Raw genomic sequence first — 20,329 nt, forward strand, 5'->3', positions numbered from 1 at the left:
GGAGGCTTAGGTTAACCAGTGTGGCAACGGGCGTGGTTAACAGGCCGTTTTTTGTTCGCCCTACGTTCTTGTTCAGCGCGACCGACTTTGCTAGATTTCTGCCGGGCCAGGGGAAACAGCACATGGTCACCCGTGTCGCTACCGTCGCGTTTGAGGGCATCGAGGCCGTACCGGTCGACGTGCAAGTGCAGATCACGCCCGGCTTTCCCAAGATCACCCTGGTCGGCCTGCCCGACAAGGCGGTCAAGGAAAGCAGCGAGCGCGTCCGGGCGGCGCTGGTCGCCTCCGGCATCGGCCTGCCGCCCAAGCGCATCACCGTCAATCTGGCGCCCGCCGACCTGCCCAAGGAGGGGAGCCATTACGACCTGCCCATCGCGCTGGGCATCATGGCGGCGATCGGCGTCATGCCCCAGGATGGGCTCGATGGCTATCTGGCGCTGGGCGAACTGGGGCTCGACGGGCGCCTCGCCCATGTCGGCGGCATCCTGCCCGCCGCCATCGCAGCCCAGTCGCGCGAACTGGGGCTGATATGTGCCGCCCCCTCGGGCCCTGAAGCGGCCTGGGCCGGCGAAAATCTCGAGATCATTGCCGCCGACAGCCTGCTGGCGCTGGTCAATCATCTGACCGGCCACCAATTGGCCGCCCGCCCGCAGCCGCGCAAATATGTGCCCAGCACCGGTCTGCCCGATCTCTGCGATGTGCGCGGCCAGCAGGTGGCGCGCCGCGCGCTCGAAGTGGCCGCTGCCGGCGGGCATAATCTGCTGATGATCGGCCCGCCGGGCGCCGGCAAATCCATGCTGGCGGCCCGCCTGCCCTCCATCCTGCCGCCGCTCAATCCGCGCGAATTGCTCGACGTGTCGATGATCCAGTCCATTGCCGGCGAGCTGGTGGGCGGGGCGATTTCCGACCGCCGGCCGTTTCGCGCCCCGCATCACTCCGCCTCGATGGCCGCGCTGGTCGGCGGCGGGCTCAAAGTGCGCCCCGGCGAGGTCAGTCTGGCCCATAATGGCGTGCTGTTTCTCGATGAGCTGCCCGAATTTGCCCCCGGCGTGCTCGATAGTCTGCGCCAGCCGCTCGAGAGCGGCGAAACCGTGATTGCCCGGGCCAATGCCCGCATTTCCTATCCCAGCCGGGTGCAGCTGATCGCCGCGATGAACCCGTGCAAATGCGGCATGGCCGGCACGCCGGGCCACACCTGCCGGCGCGGACCCGCCTGCGCCCATGATTATCAAAGCCGGGTCTCGGGGCCGTTTCTCGATCGCATTGATCTGCGCATCGATGTGCCCGCGGTGACCGCCGCCGATCTGATCGCGCCGAGCCTGGCCGGGGAGAGTTCAGCGGACGTGGCCGCCCGCGTCGCCCAGGCCCGCGCGCGCCAGCAGCAGCGCTATGCCGACCATGGCGCTCCGGGCATCCACACCAATGCCGCCGCCGGCCCCAGCCTGATCGAGGCGCTGGTCAACCCCGACAAGGAGAGCCAGACCCTGTTGCTGCAGGCCGCCGAACGCTTCAACCTGTCGGCCCGCGCCTATCACCGCGTGCTCAAGGTCGCCCGCACCCTGGCCGATCTGGGCGGCGACGAGCGGGTGGGACGGCCCCATATCGCCGAGGCGCTGAGCTACCGGCTGAACTTCGGCGCGGTATGAGCCGACAGGTTCAGCGCTCGGCCTGCCGTGTGGGCAAGCCGTCTGCCATTCGAGCATAGCTCTCATGGCCTGCTCGACTTGAAAGGCGCCGCCGGCGCCTTTCACCGGCCTGGCCGGACGCCTCGCAGTGTTTCACGTGAATCTGCCTCAGCGGTGGCTGGTATAGCCGCCCAGGACGCCGCGCGGTGACAGGACCACCTGCCACAGGCTGATCTGGCGTGCCCGGAACGAGGCGGCAAAGACGCTGAGATAGTAGCGCCACATGCGGTAAAAGCGCTGGTCATAGCGCGCCGACAGCTCTGGCCAGGCCGCCTCGAAACGGGCCAGCCAGGCCATGAGCGTGGTGTCGTAATCGGCGCCGAAATTGTGCCAGTCCTCCATCACGAACAGCCCTTCAATGGCCCGGCCGATCTGGGCGATCGAGGGCAGCATGCCATTGGGGAAGATGTATTTTTCGCTCCACGGATCGCCATGCACGACGCTGGTATGGCCACCAATGGTGTGCAGCAGCATCAGCCCGTCCGGCGCCAGCAGGCTGGCGGCCTTGCTGAAATAGCTGCGGTAATTCTTGTAGCCAACATGCTCGAACATGCCGATCGAGATGATGCGGTCGAACTGGCCGTCCAGCGCCTGATAGTCGAGCAATCTGGTTTCCACCGGCAGATGGGCGGTGCGCGCATTGGCCAGCGCCGCCTGTTCCCTGGAGACCGTCACACCCACGCCCGACACCCCGTAGCGCTCGGCGGCAAATTGCAGAAACCCGCCCCAGCCCGAACCGATATCAAGAATGCGCATGCCGGGCTGCAGCCCCACCTTGCGACAGATCAGGTCAAGCTTGGCCTCCTGGGCCGCGTCCAGATCGGTGGCGTCCTTCCAGTAGCCGCACGAATAGATCATCCGCCGGTCCAGCATGGCCGCGTAGAGATCATTGCCGATATCATAGTGTTTTTCGGCCACTTCGCGCACCCGCAGCCGCTGCAGGTTGAGCAGCTTGCCGCGCGCCAGGCTCCACATCACCGCCAGATCCTTGGGGAAGGCCCGCTGCACATCGCTGCGGATCAGCGCGAACAGGAATTGGTCGAGCGCCTCGGCATCCCACCAGCCATCCATATAGCTTTCGCCCAGCCCCAGCGTGCCGTCGCGCAGCAACCGCCCCCAAAGGGCCTCATTGTGGATGACTGGATCGGCTGCAGCCGGACCATTGACCGTAATACCGGTCCGTTCGAGTTGGCTGAGCACAAACCGCCTGGCGGATTCTGACATGGCGCGCACAAAAGCTTGATCGGCAATAGCCCAGTCTAACGCCGGTGGTTTTGTGTGATCAAGCCCGTTCTGCTCAGCTCTCATTAACGTGCCGCGACTAAAGGCTGTAACTGAACTGGTAGGGTATGATGTCGCGAACGGGTGAATTGGTGCAGTGGAACAACAAGGGCGGCTATGGCTTCGTCCGCGATGGCACCGGCAACGACTTTTACGTCCATATTTCCAAACTGGCCGAGGGTGAACCAAGGCCCAAGCCCGGCGATCAGCTGAGGTTTGACATCGCGACCGGCCGCAATGGCCGTCCGGCGGCGATCAATATCGTGGTCACCGCTGTCGCGCCGGTCCCCGAGCGCAGCATGCGCGACGTCAGACGCCTGTCCGACGGGGTGCCGCGCTACCAGATCGGCCTGCGCACCACGGCAGCGACCATGCTGACACTGTTGATATTGCTGGCCATCGCCACCGATCGGGCGCCGCTCTGGCTTGGCACCATCTATACGCTGATGGGCCTGGCCTCAGCCCTGCTCTATCGCTTCGACAAGCTCTACGCACTCAATGACCGCTGGCGGGTCAGCGAAGCCAATCTGCATGTGGTTGATTTCTGCTTTGGCATTATCGGCGGCCTGATCGCCCAGGAGATCTACCGGCACAAGACCGTCAAGCCGCGCTTTGTCGCCGTCACCTGGGCCCTTGCCCTGATCCATGTGCTGGGTCTGGCGATGCTGGCCCTGGGCTGGGTCAGCATCGCCTTGCCCTAGCCGGCTAGTGGAACTGCGCCGTTTCGGTTGATTCGCCCATTGCGGTGGTGGCGCTCTTGCCTTCGCTCACCGCCATCGACACGGCGTCGAAATAGCTGGTGCCCACTTCGCGCTGGTGCCGCACTGCCGAAAAGCCGTGCTGTTCGGCGGCAAACTCGGCCTGCTGCAGCCGGGAATAGCCCGCCATGCCCTCATTCTTGTAGGCCCGGGCCAGTTCGAAGGTCGACAGGCTCAGATTGTGGAAGCCGGCCAGGGTGATGAACTGGTATTTGTAGCCCATCGCCGCGATTTCGCGCTGGAAGCTGGCCATCGCCGCCTCGTCCATATGCTTGGCCCAGTTAAAGCTCGGCGAGCAGTTATAGGCCAGCATCTGTTCGGGATGCACCTTGCGCACCGCCTCGGCGAATTTCTTGGCTTCCGCCAGGCTCGGCGTGCTGGTTTCGCACCAGATCAGGTCGGCATAGGGCGCATAGGCAATGCCGCGCGCAATCGCCGCGTCAATGCCGCCCTTGAGCCGATAGAACCCTTCGGCAGTGCGTTCCCCGGTGACAAATGGCGCATCCTGCTCGTCAATGTCGGAGGTGATCAGCCGCGCCGCTTCCGCATCGGTGCGCGCCATGATCAGCGTCGGCACGCCCATCACATCGGCGGCCAGCCGCGCCGCATTGAGCGTGCGGATGAACTGGCTGGTTGGCACCAGCACCTTGCCGCCCAGATGGCCGCACTTCTTTTCGCTGGCCAGCTGATCCTCGAAATGCACGGCAGCTGCGCCGGCCTCGATCATCGCCTTCATCAGCTCAAAGGCATTGAGCGCGCCGCCAAAGCCGGCCTCGGCATCGGCGATGATCGGCACGAAAAAGTCGAGATCGGTGGTGGCGATGCCGTCTTCGCGCTCCATGGTCTGGATCTGGTCGGCCCGCTGCAGCGCCTTGTTGATGCGCTTGACCACCGCCGGCACGCTGTCGACCGGATAAAGGCTCTGGTCGGGATACATATTGCCACTGCTATTGGCGTCGGCCGCCACCTGCCAGCCACTCAGATAGATTGCCTTGAGGCCCGCCTTGACCTGCTGCACTGCCTGGTTGCCGGTAAACGTGCCCAAAGTGGGCACGAAATCCTCGTTCTGCAGCAGCTCCCACAGCCGTTTGGCGCCCTGTTCGGCCAGGGTATGGCGGATCGGCAGCGAGCCGGCGAGCCGCGCCACGGCGCTGGGGGCGTAGTTGCGGGCAATATTGTGCCAGCGGTCCGGCGCATAATCGGGCGCGGGGAATTTGGGTTGGTCAAGCATGGTATGTCCTCCTTTAGGGCATGGCTTCGCCGGTCCGGTGGGCCGGCATTCTTTTTGTGATTCACGTGGAACAATAGCGGCGTTGGTCCGGCCTTCCCGTCTCCCCTGAGGGAGAGGGGAAGAGGCTAACCCAGCACCTTGCGGCTGAAAGTGGCGGCGATCATGCCGGCGCCGGAAAACAGTTCGGTGCTGCCCTGCCCGCCCACCAGCGAAAACTGGTGCCGGCCGATCTTGCCGGCAATGGCATAACCCTGGCTGGCCAGACCGCGGGCGCTGAACTGCGCCATGGCCTCAACCGCGGTCGGGGCAATGATGGTCAGATATTCTTCACGTTCACTGCTGGAAGGGCTCATCCGAAAGTCTCCTCATTTCTTGTCTGTAAAGATTTGACAAATGGCTCAAACATGCAAGGAATAAGCGCAATAGGCCCAGTAAACCTGTAAATCGCTACACAAGTTGCGATGCGGTTTCTGTAAAGCCTGTAAACAAATGCGGCCAGCAAGGCCGGGAGGAGCCGATGAACGATGCGAGCGACATGCAGATCGGCGGGCGCATCAAGCGCCTGCGCCGCACCCGCAAACTGGCCCAGGCCGATCTGGCGACGGCGCTGGGCATTTCGGCCAGCTATCTCAATCTGATCGAGCACAATCGGCGCAAGGTCACCGTACCCCTGCTGTTTGCCATTGCCGGCTATTTCGGCGTTGAGCCGGGCGAACTGGTCGACAGCGATGAAGGCCGGCTGCTCGGCGATCTGATGGAGGCCTTTGGCGACGACATCTTTGCCGACAGCGACGTCACCAATCTGGAAATCCGCGATCTGGCGCACGCCAATCCGGCGGCTGCCCGGGCCATTCTCAAGCTTTATGACCGCTATCGGCTGGTCGCCAAATCGGGCGACACGCCGACCCAGCCCGGCGTGGGTGAACCCTTCCACCTGGCCACCGACGCGATCTCGGACTTCCTGCAGGAGAACGCCAACCACTTCCCGGCGCTCGAAGCCGCCGCCGAGCGTATCCGCAGCGATATCGACCGTTCGGGCGACAGTTTCGAGGCGGGCCTGCGCACCTATCTGCTCAACGTGTTTGGCGTCGAGGTCCGGCTGGCCTCGCTGCCGCACGGCATTGCCCGCCAGCTTGATGCCACGCGCGGCCATTTGCTGGTGTCCGACATCATGCCGGCCGAATCAGCGCTGTTTCTGATCGGCCACCAATTGGGCCAGCTGGCCGCCAGCGCGGAAATTGACGCCATTATCGCCGCCTCCAGCCTGCCCGAGGGCGATGCACCAGCGCTGGCGCGCAATGTGTTGTCGGCCTATTTCGCCGCCGCCCTGGCCATGCCCTATGCGCCGTTTCTGGGCGCCTGCCGCGACTATCGCTATGATATCGAGCGCATCGGCCGCCGCTTCGGCGCCAGTTTCGAGCAGGTCTGCCACCGCATGACCACGCTGCAGCGCCCCGGCGCGGCGGGCATTCCGCTCCATCTGGTGCGCACCGATATTGCCGGCAATATCTCCAAGAGGTTTTCGCTGTCGGGCATCCACATTCCGCGCCATTCGGGTGCCTGCCCGCGCTGGAACATCTATTCGGCCTTTCTGGCGCCGGAGCGGATCAATATCCAGATCAGCCAGATGCCCGACGGGCAACGCTATTTCTGCCTGGCCCGCACCATCATCAAGGGCGACCACCGCTACAACGCGCCGCGCCGCTATATGTCGATCGGGCTGGGCTGCTCGATCCACCACGCCAAGGAAATGATCTATGCCGATGGCATGGATCTGACCGGCGACAGCCAGGTGGTGCCCATTGGCGTGGGCTGCCGCATCTGCCCGCGCCTGCAATGCGGCCAGCGCGCCCATCCCCCGGCCGACCACCGCTTCGAGTTCGATCCAACCAACCGCCCCGAAAGCCTTTATGGGCGGATGTAGCGGACCGCAATCCCGGTCGAGACCCTCCTCCTCAAGGGGGCGGAGCCGGGCGGTGGGGGCAAATTTCTGCCTATCCCGGCTGATCCCTGCCGTTGTGGCGCGGGTCATGCTGCCAGCTGTCGCGCCATTCGCGCTCCAGCACCGCCCGGCGCTTGCCATAGCGCTCTTCGGTCACGGTGAGCGTCTCGATGCGGTCGGTGCGGAAATTGCGGAAGGCCCCGCGCAGACAGCACCAGGCGGCGATGGTCTGCTTGCCCTCATAATAGGCCAGTTGCACCGGCCAGATGGTGCGCTCGGTCGCATTGCCCGCTTCATCGCCATAGGCAATCTGCACGGCCTTCTCGGTGCGCATCGCCTGGCGCACCTGCCCCAGCACCGGCATGGGCGTTTTCGCGCTCCACACCGCCACCGGCCACAGCCCGGTATCATTGATCCGGTCGCGCAGATCCTCCGGCGAGGCGGTGGCGATCTTGGCCAGGGCGTTCCGGGCGGCCGCGCCCAGCCCGTCATCGGGCTGCGCCCCGACCCAGCGTGCGCCCAGCACCAGCGCTTCCAGCTCCTCGGGCGTGAACATGAGCGGCGGCAGGAAAAAGCCGGGTTTCAGCATATAGCCAACCCCCGCCTCGCCATCGATCGGCGCGCCCAGCCCGATAAGCGTCTGCACATCGCGATACAGCGTGCGCACCGAAACGCCCTGCTCTTCAGCCAGGCTGGCCGCCGTGACCGGCAGCCGGTGCCGGCGCAGCGCATCCATGATCGCGAACAGGCGCTCGGTCTTGTCCATGGCCAAAACTCCTCAGGCGCACTGGCATGCCAGATTCCCGGCAAGCCGCCAAGATGCGGGCTGCCTTCAGTTCTATCGGTGCCCCTGTGGTGAGCCATTGTCGTCTCCCCAGATCGTCCGGGGGAGACGCTGTCACAGCGTACTGACGGAAACTGGCAGCAGCAGCGGCGCTAGGCGATCTCGATTTCGCACCAATGGCTATAGGGACGGTCAGGCGAATAGATCACATTGGGAAAGTGCGGATTGTGCACTGCATCGGCAAAGGCCTGATCTTCAAGGCAAAAGCCGGAATGCTTGCCATAGGTTTTACCGTTCAGGCCCGGCACCGGCACGTCGGTCCATACCCCGTTATAAACCTGCACGCCCGGCCGGTCGCTCCACAGCCTGAGTGTCAGCGCCTGATCGGGACCGACCACGGTGGCAATCGGGTCGACCAGTTTGCGGCCGGTATCGAGCACCATGCCGATATCATAGGCCACCGGCGCGCCGGCCGCGTCACGCATGGTGCGTGGCGTGCGCAGATCATATTGCGTGCCGGCCGAGGGCAGGATGGCGCCGGTTGGGGCCAGATCGGCGCCCAGCTCGGTATAGGCACTCGAATTGACCTGGATGGTGTGATCAAGCACGTCGTCCGTGCGGCCCAGATTGAAATACTGGTGCTGCACCAGGCTGATCGGCGTCGCCTGATCGGTGGTGGCATCGAGCTCGAGCCGCAGCACATTGCCCTTGAGCGAATAGGTCGCCGCAAAGTTCACATTGCCCGGATAGCCCATCGCCCCGTCGGGGCTGAAATGGCTGAAGCGCACGGCATTATTGGCCTCATCGACCTGCCCCTTCCACACCTGGCGGCCCAGACCTTCCGCCCCGCCATGCAATTGCAGCGATCCGGCATTGGGTGGCAGCTGGTAGGTCTTGCCGTTCAGCGCGAACGAGGCGTCCTTGATGCGGTTGGCAACGCGACCGGCCAGGGCGCCAAAATGCGGGCTGTGCGCCAGATAGGCCGCCAGCGTGTCAAAGCCCAGCACGACTGTGCGCTCGCCACCCGCCACCGGCACGCGCCAGTCGCGCACTGCCACGCCATAGCCGATGAGATCGACGCTGACGCCGGTGTCGCTGAGCAGCGTAAACTGGTCGACGCGCTGCTCGTTATGGGTGCCGAAAGTTGAAACCGCGATGGTCATGCTGTGCTTCCCCTGGAATTTGCGCAAAGCTCTAGCCTGCTTTTTGCGCCTTCTGCAACGGCGCACTTGACCTTTTCGGGGCGGCTGCCAAAGCTCGCGCGAGGCAAGCTGGAGGGACAGGGGTGAACGAAATCGGTCTGAGCCGCCGCGCCACGGTCCATGATGTGGCCCGCGCGGCCGGTGTATCGCTGGCTACGGTTGATCGCGTGCTCAATGGCCGCCCCGGCGTGCGCGCCGCCACGGCCGAAAAGGTCGAGGCCGCCATTGCCGCGATCGGCTTTCAACGCGATCTGTCCGCCTCGCTGCTGGCCCGCGCCCGCGATCTCAAACTGACCTTCATCATCCCCGATGGCTCCAACGAATTCATGGCGCGCCTGGCCGAAGCGGTGAGGCGCCGCGCCAGCCAGGCCCTGAGCGAACGCATGCATATCCAGACCCGGCGCATCAAACCGCTCGATGGCGATGCCCTGGCGCACAGCCTTGACGGGCTCGACCCGCGCGATTGCGACTGCGCCATTATCGTCGCCAGCCAGGCGCCAAGCGTGGTGGCCGCCGTCGATGCCGCCAGCCGGCGCGGCGTGGTGGTGATGACCCTGGTCTCCGATCTCCCCGACTCGCAACGCCGCCATTTCATCGGCATCGACAATGTTGCCGCCGGCCGCACCGCCGGGGCGCTGCTGGGCCGGTTCCTGCCGCAGGGTGGCAAGGTGGCGGTGATCGCCGGCTCGCTGCATCTGCGCGACCACGCCGACCGTCTGGCGGGGTTCGCGGCAGTGCTGGAAGCCGAATTTGCCGGTGTCGCGATCATCGGCCCGATTGAGGGCCATGATGAGCGCAGCCAGACCGCAACGCTGGTCGGCGATCTGCTGGCCCGCCACCCCGATCTCGCCGGCGTCTATAATCTGGGCGCCGGCAATGCCGGTCTGGTCGCGGCGCTGCAAGCCTCCGGCCGGGCCGGCGCCATTCGGGTGATCGCCCACGAGCTGACCGAGCCGACCCGGCGCGGGCTGCAATCGGGCGCCATTGATGTGGTGCTGGACCAGAACCCGGACGGCGAAATTCGCGCTGCTCTGGCGGCGGCCCGCAGCCTGGCCCTGGGGGGCAATGGCAGTGCTGTCATCGACCCCATTGAAATCGGTATTTTCCTGCGCGACAATCTGCGCTAACAAGAGCGCCATTCATCACACCGGCGCGGCCCGAAATGGGGCTGGGAGGACGTTAAGATGTTGTTCATGGTTTGGATTGAGGTACGTGCCTCATGACCTATTTGGGCATTGATATCGGCACGTCCGGGGTCAAGGCACTGCTCATCGACGAGCATGGCCGCGCCCTGGGCGACGCCGCCGCCGCCGCTGTGGAACCGGTCCGGCCCCATCCCGGCTGGTCCGAGCAGAACCCGGCCGACTGGTGGACCGCCACCCTGGCCGCCATCGACATGCTCAAGGCGTCCCATCCATCAGAACTCGCCTCGGTGCGCGGCATTGGCCTGTCCGGCCACATGCATGGCGCGACGCTGCTGGACAAGAATGACGACGTGCTGCGCCCCGCCATCTTGTGGAATGACGGGCGCTCGGCCGCCGAATGCAAGGAAATGGAAGCGGCGCTCCCCGGCCTGCGCGATATTGCCGGCAATATCGCCATGCCCGGCTTCACCGCTCCCAAGATTGCCTGGGTGCGCAAGCACGAGCCGCAGATTTTCGAGAAGATCGCCAAGGTCCTGCTGCCCAAGGCCTATGTGCGGCTGCTGCTGACCGGGGAATATGTCGAAGACATGAGCGACGCCGCCGGCACGCTCTGGCTCGATGTCGGCAAGCGCGACTGGTCCGATGCGCTGCTCGCCGTTACCGGGCTTGACCGCAGCCACATGCCGCGCCTCGTCGAAGGCTCGGCGGTCTCGGGCAATCTCAAGCGCGAACTGGCCCAGCGCTGGGGCATGGAGGGGCTGGTGGTCGTGGCCGGCGGCGCCGGGGATAACGCGGCCGCCGCCTGCGGTATCGGCGCCATCCGCCCCGGCGAAGGCTTTGTCTCGCTCGGCACCTCGGGTGTACTGTTTGTCTCCAACGACAAGTTCCGCCCCAATACCGAGGGCGCCGTGCACGCCTTCTGCCACGCCGTGCCGGACACCTGGCACCAGATGGGGGTCATCCTGTCGGCCACCGATTCGCTGAACTGGCTGAGCAAGATCACCGGCCAGAAGCAGGCGGCCTTGTCCGGCGCGGCCGAAGCGCAGTTCACCGGTCCGGGCGAGGAGATCTTCCTGCCCTATCTCTCGGGCGAGCGCACGCCGCACAACAACGCCGCCGCGCGCGGCAGTTTTGTCGGCCTCAGCCATCTCTCCGATCCGGCCAGGCTGGCCCAGGCGGTGATGGAAGGCGTGGCCTTCGCCTTCCGCGACAGCCAGCGCGTGCTCGCTGATGCCGGCACCCGCATCGACCGCCTGCTGGCGGTGGGTGGCGGCTCCAGATCCGCCCTGTGGCTCAAGCTGATCGCCACCAATCTCGACATGGAAATCGCCCTGCCCGAGGACGGTGACTTTGGCGGCGCGCTGGGCGCTGCCCGGCTCGGTCTCTGCGCCGCCGAAGGCGCCAGCCCTGCCACGGTGATGACCATGCCGCCGATCAAGACCATCATTGCGCCCGACAAATCCCTGTCGGCCGCCTATGCCGAGCAATATGCGCGCTACCGCGCCCTTTATCCCGCCATCGAGGAGGCAATTTCGTGAGTGATTTTTTCAAGGGCATTTCGCCGGTCAAGTTCGAGGGTGCCAACAGCACCAACCCGCTGGCCTATCGCCATTACAACAAGGACGAAATGGTCGCCGGCAAGACCATGGAAGACCATATCCGCCCCGCCATCGCCTATTGGCACACCTTTGCCTATGAGGGCGGCGACCCGTTTGGCGGCCGCACCTTTGATCGCCCCTGGTATGACAATGGCCTGGAGGGCGCCAAGCTCAAGGCCGAGGTGGCGTTTGAATTCTTCGACCTGCTCGATGCGCCGTTCTTCTGCTTCCACGATGCCGATATCGCCCCCGAAGGCGCCACGCTGGCCGAATCCAACCGCAATGTCCGCGCCATCGGCGAGATCTTTGCCAAGAAGATGCAGTCAAGCCGCACCAAGCTGCTCTGGGGCACGGCTAACCTGTTCTCCAACCGCCGCTACATGGCGGGTGCTGCCACCAATCCCGATCCCGAAGTGTTCGCCTATGCTGCCGCCCAGGTGAAGAACGTGCTCGAGCTGACCCATGAACTGGGTGGCGAGAACTATGTGCTCTGGGGTGGCCGCGAGGGCTATGAAACCCTGCTCAATACCAAGATCGGCCAGGAGCAGGACCAGATGGCCCGCTTCATCCATCTGGTGGTCAATCATGCCGAAAAGATCGGCTTTACCGGCCAGATCCTGATCGAGCCCAAGCCGCAGGAACCGAGCAAGCACCAGTATGATTTCGACGTCGCCACGGTCTATGGCTTCCTCAAGAAGTACGATCTCGACACCAAGGTGAAGTGCAATATCGAAGTGGGCCATGCGTTCCTGGCCAACCACTCCTTCGAGCATGAACTGGCCTTGGCCGCCTCGCTGGGCATGCTGGGTTCGGTCGACGCCAACCGCAATGACATCCAGTCCGGCTGGGATACCGACCAGTTCCCCAACAATGTGCCCGAGACGGCTTTGGCCTTCTACCAGATCCTCAAGAATGGCGGTCTGGGCAAGGGCGGCTTCAACTTCGACGCCCGCGTGCGGCGCCAGTCGCTCGATCCCGCCGATCTGCTGCACGGCCATATTGGTGGCCTGGATGTGCTGGCCCGCTCGCTCAAGGCGGCCGCCGCGCTGATCGAGGATGGCGCCTATGACAAGATTGTCGACGAGCGCTATGCCGGCTGGAACCAGGCCGGTGCCCAGGCCATGCTCAAGGGCGAGCGCACGCTCGAACAGATCGCTGCCTGGGTGGAAGCCGAAAACATCAACCCGCAGCCGCGCTCGGGCCAGCAGGAATATCTCGAAAACCTGATCAACCGCTTCGTTTGATGAGCATGGGTGGGGGGCACGACCCGTCCCCACCACAGCTCGTCACCCTCGGGCTTGACCCGAGGGGCCTTAACGTAACCAGCGCCGCAAGAAGTGCAGAGCCCTCGGGCCAGGCCCGAGGGTGACGCCCAGTGCGGGCGGCCGCTTTAATCCTGTCGGGAGTCGTTCCATGCCCCAACTGACCAATCCCATCCTGCCCGGCTTCAATCCGGACCCCTCCATTCTGCGGGTCGGCGAGGACTACTACATCGCCACCTCGACCTTTGAGTGGTTTCCGGGGGTGCAGATCCATCACTCGAGGGATCTGGCGAACTGGACGCTGCTGACCCGGCCGCTGACCCGCAAGACCCAGCTCGACATGCGCGGCGATCCCGACAGCTGTGGCGTCTGGGCCCCCTGCCTCAGCCATGACGGCGAAAAATTCTGGCTGGTCTATACCGACGTCAAGCGCAAGGACGGCTCGTTCAAGGACGCGCATAATTACATCGTCTGGGCCGACAATATCGAGGGGCCCTGGTCCGATCCGGTCTACACCAATTCCTCGGGCTTTGATCCCAGCCTGTTCCACGACGATGACGGCAAGAAGTGGTTCGTCAACATGCTGTGGGACCACAGGCGGCGCCCGCTGCTGTTTGCCGGCATTGCGCTGCAGCAGTTCGACCCCGTGGCCGGCAAGCTGGTCGGTCCGGTCACCAATATCTATCAGGGCACCGATCTCGAGCTGGTGGAAGGCCCCCATCTCTACAAGCGCAACGGCAAGGACGGCCAGCCCTGGTACTATCTGCTGACCGCTGAAGGCGGCACCGGCTATGACCATGCCGTGACCTTTGCCCGCTCGCGCACCATCGAGGGGCCCTACCAAACCCATCCCGACAAGCACATCGTCACCGCCAAGGATGCCCCGCTCAATCCGCTGCAGCGTGCTGGCCATGGCGATCTGGTCGATACCCCCGATGGCAAGACCTATCTGGTCCATCTCAGCGGTCGCCCCACCACCCAGAAGCGCCGCTGCGTGCTGGGCCGCGAAACCTCGATCCAGGAAGCCTATTGGGGCGATGACGACTGGATTCACGTGAAACACGGTCCGGTCCCTTCGCTGCATGTCGAGGTGCCCGGCACGCGCGACGACACCGCCTATTGGGCCGAGCAGCGCTACAGCTTTGCCAAGGGCCTGCCGCTTGATTTCCAGTGGCTGCGTACCCCCGAGCCCGAACGCATCTTCACCACCGATGGCGGCAAGCTGCAACTGATCGGCCGGGAATCGATCGGCTCCTGGTTCGAGCAGGCGCTGGTGGCGCGGCGGCAAACCCATTTCAGCTATGATGCTGAAACCGTCATCGATTTTACCCCGACCGACGAACGCACCATGGCCGGGCTGACCGCCTATTACAGCCGGTTCAATTTCTTCTATCTGGCGGTGACCGCCCATTCCGACGGGCAACGCGAACTGCTGATCATGAGCTCGGAAATGAGCCATCCCGACGGCAGGCTCAATTTCCCGGCCGCCCCGGTACAGATCCCCAATGCCGGCAAGGTCAGGCTGGCACTGACCGTGCGCGGCCCCGAGCTGCAGTTTTTCTATGCCCTTGAGGGCCAGGATTTGCAGCCCATCGGCCCCGTGCTCGACGCTTCGCTGCTCTCGGACGAATGCGGTGGCCATGCCGAGCATGGCAGCTTTACCGGCGCCTTTGTCGGCCTTGCGGCCCAGGATCTGAACGGCACGGCCAGTACCGCCGAATTCGAGCATTTCATCTATCGGCCGGTGCATCACCACACCGATCGCTACGAAGTCTGATCGCGTTCACCTCCTTTCGAACCGGAGCCACAGCGCTCCGGTTCGGGATGGCAGGTAAGGGCGCGTGGCGCGCGCCAGTCGCGGCGTGTGAACGAGGCGGGTAAATCCGGACCCATCCGGTTGGATTCTGCGGGCAAAACCCATATGGTCTCGGCTTACTCGCCGAGATCAAACCGCCCATGGATCAGCCGCAACTCGAACCCGCTCCCAGCCCGGCCCTGACGCCGATGATGGCGCAGTTTTTCGAGATCAAGGCGGTCAATCCCGGCTATCTGCTGTTTTATCGCATGGGCGATTTCTACGAGCTGTTCTTTGAGGACGCCGAGATCGCCAGCGCCGCGTTGGGCATTGTGCTGACCAAGCGCGGCAAGCATCTGGGGCAGGACATCCAGATGTGCGGCGTGCCCATTCATGCCGCCAATGACTACCTCAACAAGCTGGTCAAGCTGGGCCATCGCGTCGCCATTTGCGAGCAGATGGAAGACCCCAAGGAGGCCAAGAAGCGGGGCGCCAAATCGGTGGTGCGCCGCGGCGTGGTGCGCCTGATCACCGCCGGCACGCTGACCGAAGACGATCATCTCGACGCCCGCGCCGCCAATTTTCTGGCCGCCCTGGCCATGGTGCGGCACGGCGAGACCGATTTTGCCCTGGCCTGGGCCGATATTTCAACCGGCGAGACCTTTACCGCCGATCTTTCCGCTGACCAGTTGCAGGACGAGCTGGCGCGCATTGATCCGGTCGAACTGCTGCTGACCGAGGCCACGCAATCGGCCCTGGTGGAGCGCCATCTGTTCGCCCCCAGCTGGTCAGCCATTGCCCACACCGCGCCGGCGCAGAGCTTTGACAGCGAAACCGCTTCGGCGACCCTGCGCGGCGCCTTTCCCGGCGAGGCTTTCGATCCCTCGGTGCTGTCGCGCGCCAGCCGCGCCGCGCTGGGCGCCATCATTGCCTATGTCGGGGAAAGCCAGAAGGGCGTCGGCGTGGCGCTGCGCGCCCCGCTGGCCGAGACCACCAGCACCTATCTGGCCATCGATGCGGCCACCCGCTCCAGCCTCGAACTGCACCAGACCCAACGCGGCCAGGTGCGCGGCTCGCTGCGCCAGGTGATTGATCTGACGGTCACCGCGCCCGGCTCCCGCCTGCTCTCGGCCCGCCTCGCGGCGCCACTGGCCGATGCCGCGGCCATCAATCAGCGGCTCGATGCGGTCGATCTGCTGGCCAATGACACCATGCTGACCGGCCGCCTGCGCAGCGATCTCAAGGCCGTGCCCGATCTGGCCCGTGCCCTCACCCGGCTGGTGCTGGAGCGCGGTGGACCGCGCGATCTGGCCGCCATTGGCGCCGCGATCAGCGCCGCGGCCGCGCTGTCGCGCCATATGGCGCAGCTGGCCGAGCCCCCTGCGGTGATCGCCCGTCTCGCCAGCACGCTCGCCGCCGCCCCGCTGGCCCTGGCGTCGCAACTGGCGCTGGCGCTTGATGATGAGCTGCCCCTGCTCAGCCGCGACGGTGGCTTTGTGCGGCAGGGCTATGACCAGACCCTCGACGATGAGCGGGCCCTGGCGCGTCAGACCCGCGCTGTGGTTGCCGCGCTGCAGGCAAGGCTGATTGATGAGACCGATGTCCGCTCGCTCAAGATCCGGCACAATGGCGTGCTCGGCTATTTCGTCGAAGTCCCGGCCGGGCACGGCGCCAAGCTGCTGGAGGAGCCGCACCGTCAGGTCTTCATCCATCGCCAGACCATGGCCAATGCCATGCGGTTCACCACCACCGAACTGGCCGACCTCGAAGGCCGTATCGCCAGGGCGCACGAGGCCGCGCTCGACATCGAACTCAAGGTGTTCGCCAGCCTGCGCTACGATGTGCTCAGCCGCACCGATGCCCTGCGCGACCTGGCCGATGCGCTGGCCGAACTCGATGTGACCACGGCCCTGGCCCATCTGGCCGCCACCCGCCGCTACACCCGGCCCGAAATCGACACCTCGCTGGCTTTCGAGATCACCGGCGGCCGCCACCCGGTGGTGGAGGACATGGTGCTGGCCGAGGGCCAGAGCTTTGTCGCCAATGACGCCGATCTGTCCGGTGACGACGCCAGCGGCGGTGGCCGGCTCTGGCTGGTGACCGGCCCGAACATGGGCGGCAAGTCGACCTTTCTGCGGCAAAATGCCCTGATCGCCATCCTGGCGCAGATGGGCAGTTTCGTGCCGGCCAGCGCCGCCTATATCGGCGTGGTCGACCGCGTGTTTTCCCGGGTGGGCGCCAGCGATGACATCGCCCATGGCCGCTCCACCTTCATGGTCGAAATGGTCGAGACCGCCGCCATTCTCAACCGCGCCACCCGCCGTTCGCTGGTGGTGCTGGACGAAATCGGCCGCGGCACCGCCACCTTTGATGGTCTCTCGATTGCCTGGGCGGCGGTGGAAGCCCTGCATGAAACCACCGGCTGCCGCGCCCTGTTTGCCACCCATTTCCACGAATTGACCAGCCTCGCCAAGACGCTGACCCGGGTCTCCAACGTCACCATGAAGGTGCGCGAATGGGAGGGCGAGGTGGTATTCCTGCACGAAGTGGCGGCCGGCGCCGCCGATCGTTCCTACGGCATTCAGGTGGCGCGGCTCGCCGGGGTGCCCGAGCCGGTGCTGCGGCGTGCCCGCCAGGTGCTGACCGTGCTTGAGCAGCGCTCGACCGGCAGCGCCTCTTCCAGCCAGAAAGCCAGCGTGCTAGATGATTTACCGCTGTTTGCGCATCAATCGGCGCCCACGCCGGTGCAACAAGACCCCGTACTCCTGGCGCTCGACGCGGTTCGTCCTGACGAAATGACCCCCAAACAAGCAATCGACGCCCTCTACGAACTGAAGAAAATCCGCGATGACGCTCGTCGAAGCTGAAGCCAAGCCGCGAAAACCGCTATTCGTTCTCAAATCCGCCAGCACCATTGTCGGCGAGCTGGAGGCCGTCATTGGCGATAACGATCCCAAATCGGGCACCGCGCGCGCCGCCGTCCTGAGCCATATCCGCCAGATTCTGGCCGAGGCCCGCCGACAGGCCGAGGCCGAGCTGCTGGCCAGCGGCAAAGGCGTCCGTTGCGCGCAGAATCTGTGCAGCGCCCAGGACGAGATCATCACCGCCGTGCACATGTTTGCCACGCGGCGCGTCTACCCGGTCGACAATCCCTCTGGCGCCGAAGCCATCGCCCTGTCCGCTGTCGGTGGTTATGGCCGCGGCACGCTGGCCCCCGGCAGCGATATCGATCTGCTGTTCATCCTGCCCTACAAGCAAACGCCCTGGGGCGAGCAGGTCACCGAATACATCCTCTATATGCTCTGGGATCTGGGCCAGAAGGTCGGCCATGCCGTCCGCTCGGTCGATGAATGCATCCGCATGGCCCGCGCCGACATGACCGTGCGCACCGCCACGCTTGAGGCCCGCTTCCTGACCGGCGACAAGGCCCTGTATCAGCAATTGGTGCAGCGGTTCGAAACCGAGATCATGCCCAAGACCGGTCCCGAATTCATCGCCGCCAAGATGAGCGAGCGTGACGAGCGCCACAAGGCCATGGGCAATACCCGCTATGTGGTCGAACCCAATATCAAGGATGGCAAGGGCGGGTTGCGCGATCTCAATGCGCTGTTCTGGATCGGCAAGTATTTCTATCAGGTCAAGACCAGCCATGAACTGGTGGGCAAGGGCGTGCTCAGCGCAGCCGAGTACCGCATCTTCTCGCGCGCCGAGGATTTTCTCTGGGCCGTGCGCTGTCATCTGCATTTCGCCACCGGCCGCGCCGAGGAAAAGCTGACCTTTGACATGCAGCCCGAGCTGGCCGAGCGCATGGGCTACACCCAGCGTGTCGGCATGCTCGGGGTCGAGCGCTTCATGAAGCGCTATTTCCTCGTGGCCAAGGATGTCGGCGACCTGACCCGCATCATCAGCGCCTCGCTCGAGTTCAACCACGTCAAGGACATGGATCTGATCGGGCGGGTGTTTGCGCCGTTCCGGCCCGGCCGCAGCAAGATCAAGGGCGAGCCCGACTTTGTGCTCGATACCGGCCGGCTCAATATCGCCTCAGCCGAAATATTCGAAAAGGATCCGGTCAACCTGATCCGCATGTTCCTGGTCGCCGGGCGCGAGCAATTGCTGTTTCACCCCGACGCCATCAAGCGCATTTCGCGTTCCCTGCCCCTGATCGACAAGTCGCTGCGCACCAATCTCCGGGCCAATGAGTATTTCCTGGCCATTCTGACGGCGCCCAAATCGGTGGAGCGCATTCTGCGCCAGATGAACGAGAGCGGCGTGCTCGGCAAATTCGTGCCCGAATTCGGCAAGATCGTCGCGCTGATGCAGTTCAACATGTATCACCACTATACCGTGGACGAGCATCTGATCCGCTCCATCGGCGTCATGGCCGATATCGCCAATGGCGGCTTGCGCGACCAGCTGCCGCTGACCCATGAGCTGCTGCCCCAGCTCAACGATGTGCGGCTGCTCTATGTGGCGCTGTTTCTGCACGATATTGCCAAGGGCCGCCCGGAGGATCATTCCATTGCCGGCGCCCGCATCGCCCGCCGCTTCTGCCCGCGCCTGGGCCTCTCCGCAGCGGAAACCGACACGGTGGCCTGGCTGGTCGAATATCACCTGCTGATGAGCGAGATTGCCCAGGCCCGCGATATCCAGGACCCCGAAACCGCCAGGGCCTTTGCCGATGTGGTGCAATCGCCCCAGCGTCTGGCGCTGCTGATGATCCTGACCGCCTGCGATATCCGCGCTGTCGGCCCGGGGGTGTGGACGGGCTGGAAGGGCAGCCTGTTGCGGGCCCTCTATTACGCCACCGAGCCGCTATTGTCGGGCGGGCACAGCCAGGTCACCCAGTCCGACCGCATCAATCAGGCGCGTCAGGAACTCGCCGAGGCGCTCAACGCCTGGCCAGCGGCCGAGGTGGAAACCTATATCGAGCGCCATTACGACCATTACTGGCTGCGCGCCGAACCCGAATTGCAGATCGAGCATGCGCGCATGATCCGCCAGGCCGACAAGACCGACGAGGCCTTTGCCGGCTCGATCCGGATCAAGGCCTTCGAGAGCATCACCGAGGTGACGTTCTACACGCCCGACCATCCCCGCCTGCTCTCGCTGATTGCCGGCGCCTGCACCATGCAGGATGCCTCGATCATCGGTGCGCAGATCTTCTCGACCCGCGACGGGCAGGCCCTGGACACCTTCCGCCTGCGACGCGCCTTTACCTCCGATGAGGATGAAAAGGTCCGCGCCACCCGCATCATCGATACCGTCAAGCAATTGCTGCAGGGCAAGCGCCGCGTGCTGATCGACCTGGGCAAGGACAGCCGGCTCAATCGACGGTTGAAGCCCTTCGCCCTGCCCACCGAGGTCACCGTGTCCAATGCGCTGTCGGAAAAATTCACCGTCATCGAGGTTTCGGGTCTCGATCGCACCGGGCTGCTGCATGCCCTCACCCGCGAGATTGCCGATCTCAACCTGACCATCGGCTCGGCCCATATCGGCACCTACGGCGAGAAGGCCGTCGACGTGTTCTATGTCACCGACCTGACCGGCCAGAAGATCACCAGCAAGCCACGGCAGCGCAAGATCCACGATGCGCTGATGGCGGTGTTCCATCCCCGGCCCGAGACCAGGCCGACCAATGGCTAGACG

The 20,329-nt window shown here is 64.6% G+C and carries 14 protein-coding genes; 9 read left to right on the plus strand and 5 right to left on the minus strand.

Annotated features, from left to right (window positions below; translation table 11 throughout):
• The first annotated feature begins 122 nt into the window (after window positions 1-122).
• A complete protein-coding gene (locus ABFY71_RS03780; protein WP_347944739.1) occupies window positions 123-1,646 on the plus strand; it encodes a YifB family Mg chelatase-like AAA ATPase in 1,524 nt (507 codons plus the stop codon).
• A 147-nt stretch (window positions 1,647-1,793) separates the two neighbouring features.
• Here the strand turns inward: ABFY71_RS03780 and cfa are convergent, their stop codons facing one another.
• Window positions 1,794-2,909 carry a cyclopropane fatty acyl phospholipid synthase gene (cfa, locus tag ABFY71_RS03785; RefSeq protein WP_347944740.1) on the minus strand — a complete coding sequence of 372 codons (1,116 nt, stop codon included), beginning with the start codon at window positions 2,907-2,909 and terminating at the stop codon, window positions 1,794-1,796.
• Between the two features lie 125 nt (window positions 2,910-3,034).
• On the opposite strand from cfa, the gene ABFY71_RS03790 reads away from it, so the two are divergent.
• Window positions 3,035-3,667 carry a DUF1294 domain-containing protein gene (locus tag ABFY71_RS03790; protein ID WP_347944741.1) on the plus strand — a complete coding sequence of 211 codons (633 nt, stop codon included), beginning with the start codon at window positions 3,035-3,037 and terminating at the stop codon, window positions 3,665-3,667.
• Window positions 3,668-3,671: 4 nt separating this feature from the next.
• Here the strand turns inward: ABFY71_RS03790 and aceA are convergent, their stop codons facing one another.
• Both aceA and ABFY71_RS03800 read right to left on the minus strand, forming a co-directional pair.
• Window positions 3,672-4,955 (minus strand): isocitrate lyase, encoded by a 1,284-nt coding sequence (aceA, locus tag ABFY71_RS03795; protein ID WP_305576824.1) that lies wholly within the window; start codon window positions 4,953-4,955, stop codon window positions 3,672-3,674.
• 125 nt (window positions 4,956-5,080) lie between these two features.
• A complete protein-coding gene (locus ABFY71_RS03800) occupies window positions 5,081-5,308 on the minus strand; it encodes a hypothetical protein (protein ID WP_305576822.1) in 228 nt (75 codons plus the stop codon).
• A gap of 164 nt (window positions 5,309-5,472) precedes the next feature.
• Here ABFY71_RS03800 and ABFY71_RS03805 point away from each other — a divergent pair, with 164 nt between their 5' ends.
• Window positions 5,473-6,879 carry a helix-turn-helix domain-containing protein gene (locus ABFY71_RS03805; RefSeq protein WP_347944742.1) on the plus strand — a complete coding sequence of 469 codons (1,407 nt, stop codon included), beginning with the start codon at window positions 5,473-5,475 and terminating at the stop codon, window positions 6,877-6,879.
• 70 nt (window positions 6,880-6,949) lie between these two features.
• On the opposite strand, the gene ABFY71_RS03810 is transcribed toward ABFY71_RS03805, so the two are convergent.
• Entirely contained in the window at window positions 6,950-7,663 is a 714-nt protein-coding gene (locus ABFY71_RS03810; RefSeq protein WP_347944743.1) for a helix-turn-helix transcriptional regulator, read from the minus strand.
• A gap of 170 nt (window positions 7,664-7,833) precedes the next feature.
• A complete protein-coding gene (locus tag ABFY71_RS03815; RefSeq protein WP_347944744.1) occupies window positions 7,834-8,844 on the minus strand; it encodes an aldose epimerase family protein in 1,011 nt (336 codons plus the stop codon).
• A gap of 122 nt (window positions 8,845-8,966) precedes the next feature.
• On the opposite strand from ABFY71_RS03815, the gene ABFY71_RS03820 reads away from it, so the two are divergent.
• The 6 genes from ABFY71_RS03820 (at window position 8,967) to ABFY71_RS03845 (ending at window position 20,326) form a co-directional block, all read left to right on the plus strand.
• Window positions 8,967-10,010, plus strand: a complete 1,044-nt coding sequence (locus ABFY71_RS03820) for a LacI family DNA-binding transcriptional regulator (protein WP_305582196.1) — start codon at window positions 8,967-8,969, stop codon at window positions 10,008-10,010.
• Window positions 10,011-10,102: 92 nt separating this feature from the next.
• Entirely contained in the window at window positions 10,103-11,566 is a 1,464-nt protein-coding gene (gene xylB / locus ABFY71_RS03825; RefSeq protein WP_347944745.1) for a xylulokinase, read from the plus strand.
• Window positions 11,563-12,870, plus strand: coding sequence for a xylose isomerase (gene xylA, locus ABFY71_RS03830; protein ID WP_347944746.1), 1,308 nt, complete (start codon window positions 11,563-11,565; stop codon window positions 12,868-12,870). The genes xylB and xylA overlap by 4 nt, the downstream gene beginning before the upstream one ends.
• Window positions 12,871-13,039: 169 nt before the next feature.
• The gene (locus tag ABFY71_RS03835) at window positions 13,040-14,665 is read left to right on the plus strand and encodes a glycoside hydrolase family 43 protein (RefSeq protein WP_347944747.1); all 1,626 of its coding nucleotides are present in this window, start codon (window positions 13,040-13,042) and stop codon (window positions 14,663-14,665) included.
• 179 nt (window positions 14,666-14,844) lie between these two features.
• Window positions 14,845-17,550 (plus strand): DNA mismatch repair protein MutS, encoded by a 2,706-nt coding sequence (gene mutS / locus ABFY71_RS03840; RefSeq protein WP_347944748.1) that lies wholly within the window; start codon window positions 14,845-14,847, stop codon window positions 17,548-17,550.
• Window positions 17,531-20,326, plus strand: a complete 2,796-nt coding sequence (locus tag ABFY71_RS03845) for a [protein-PII] uridylyltransferase (protein ID WP_347944749.1) — start codon at window positions 17,531-17,533, stop codon at window positions 20,324-20,326. The genes mutS and ABFY71_RS03845 overlap by 20 nt, the downstream gene beginning before the upstream one ends.
• Window positions 20,327-20,329: the final 3 nt, after the last annotated feature.

It is taken from the genome of Devosia alba, assembly GCF_039938915.1.
Taxonomy (GTDB): Bacteria; Pseudomonadota; Alphaproteobacteria; order Rhizobiales; family Devosiaceae; genus Devosia; species Devosia alba.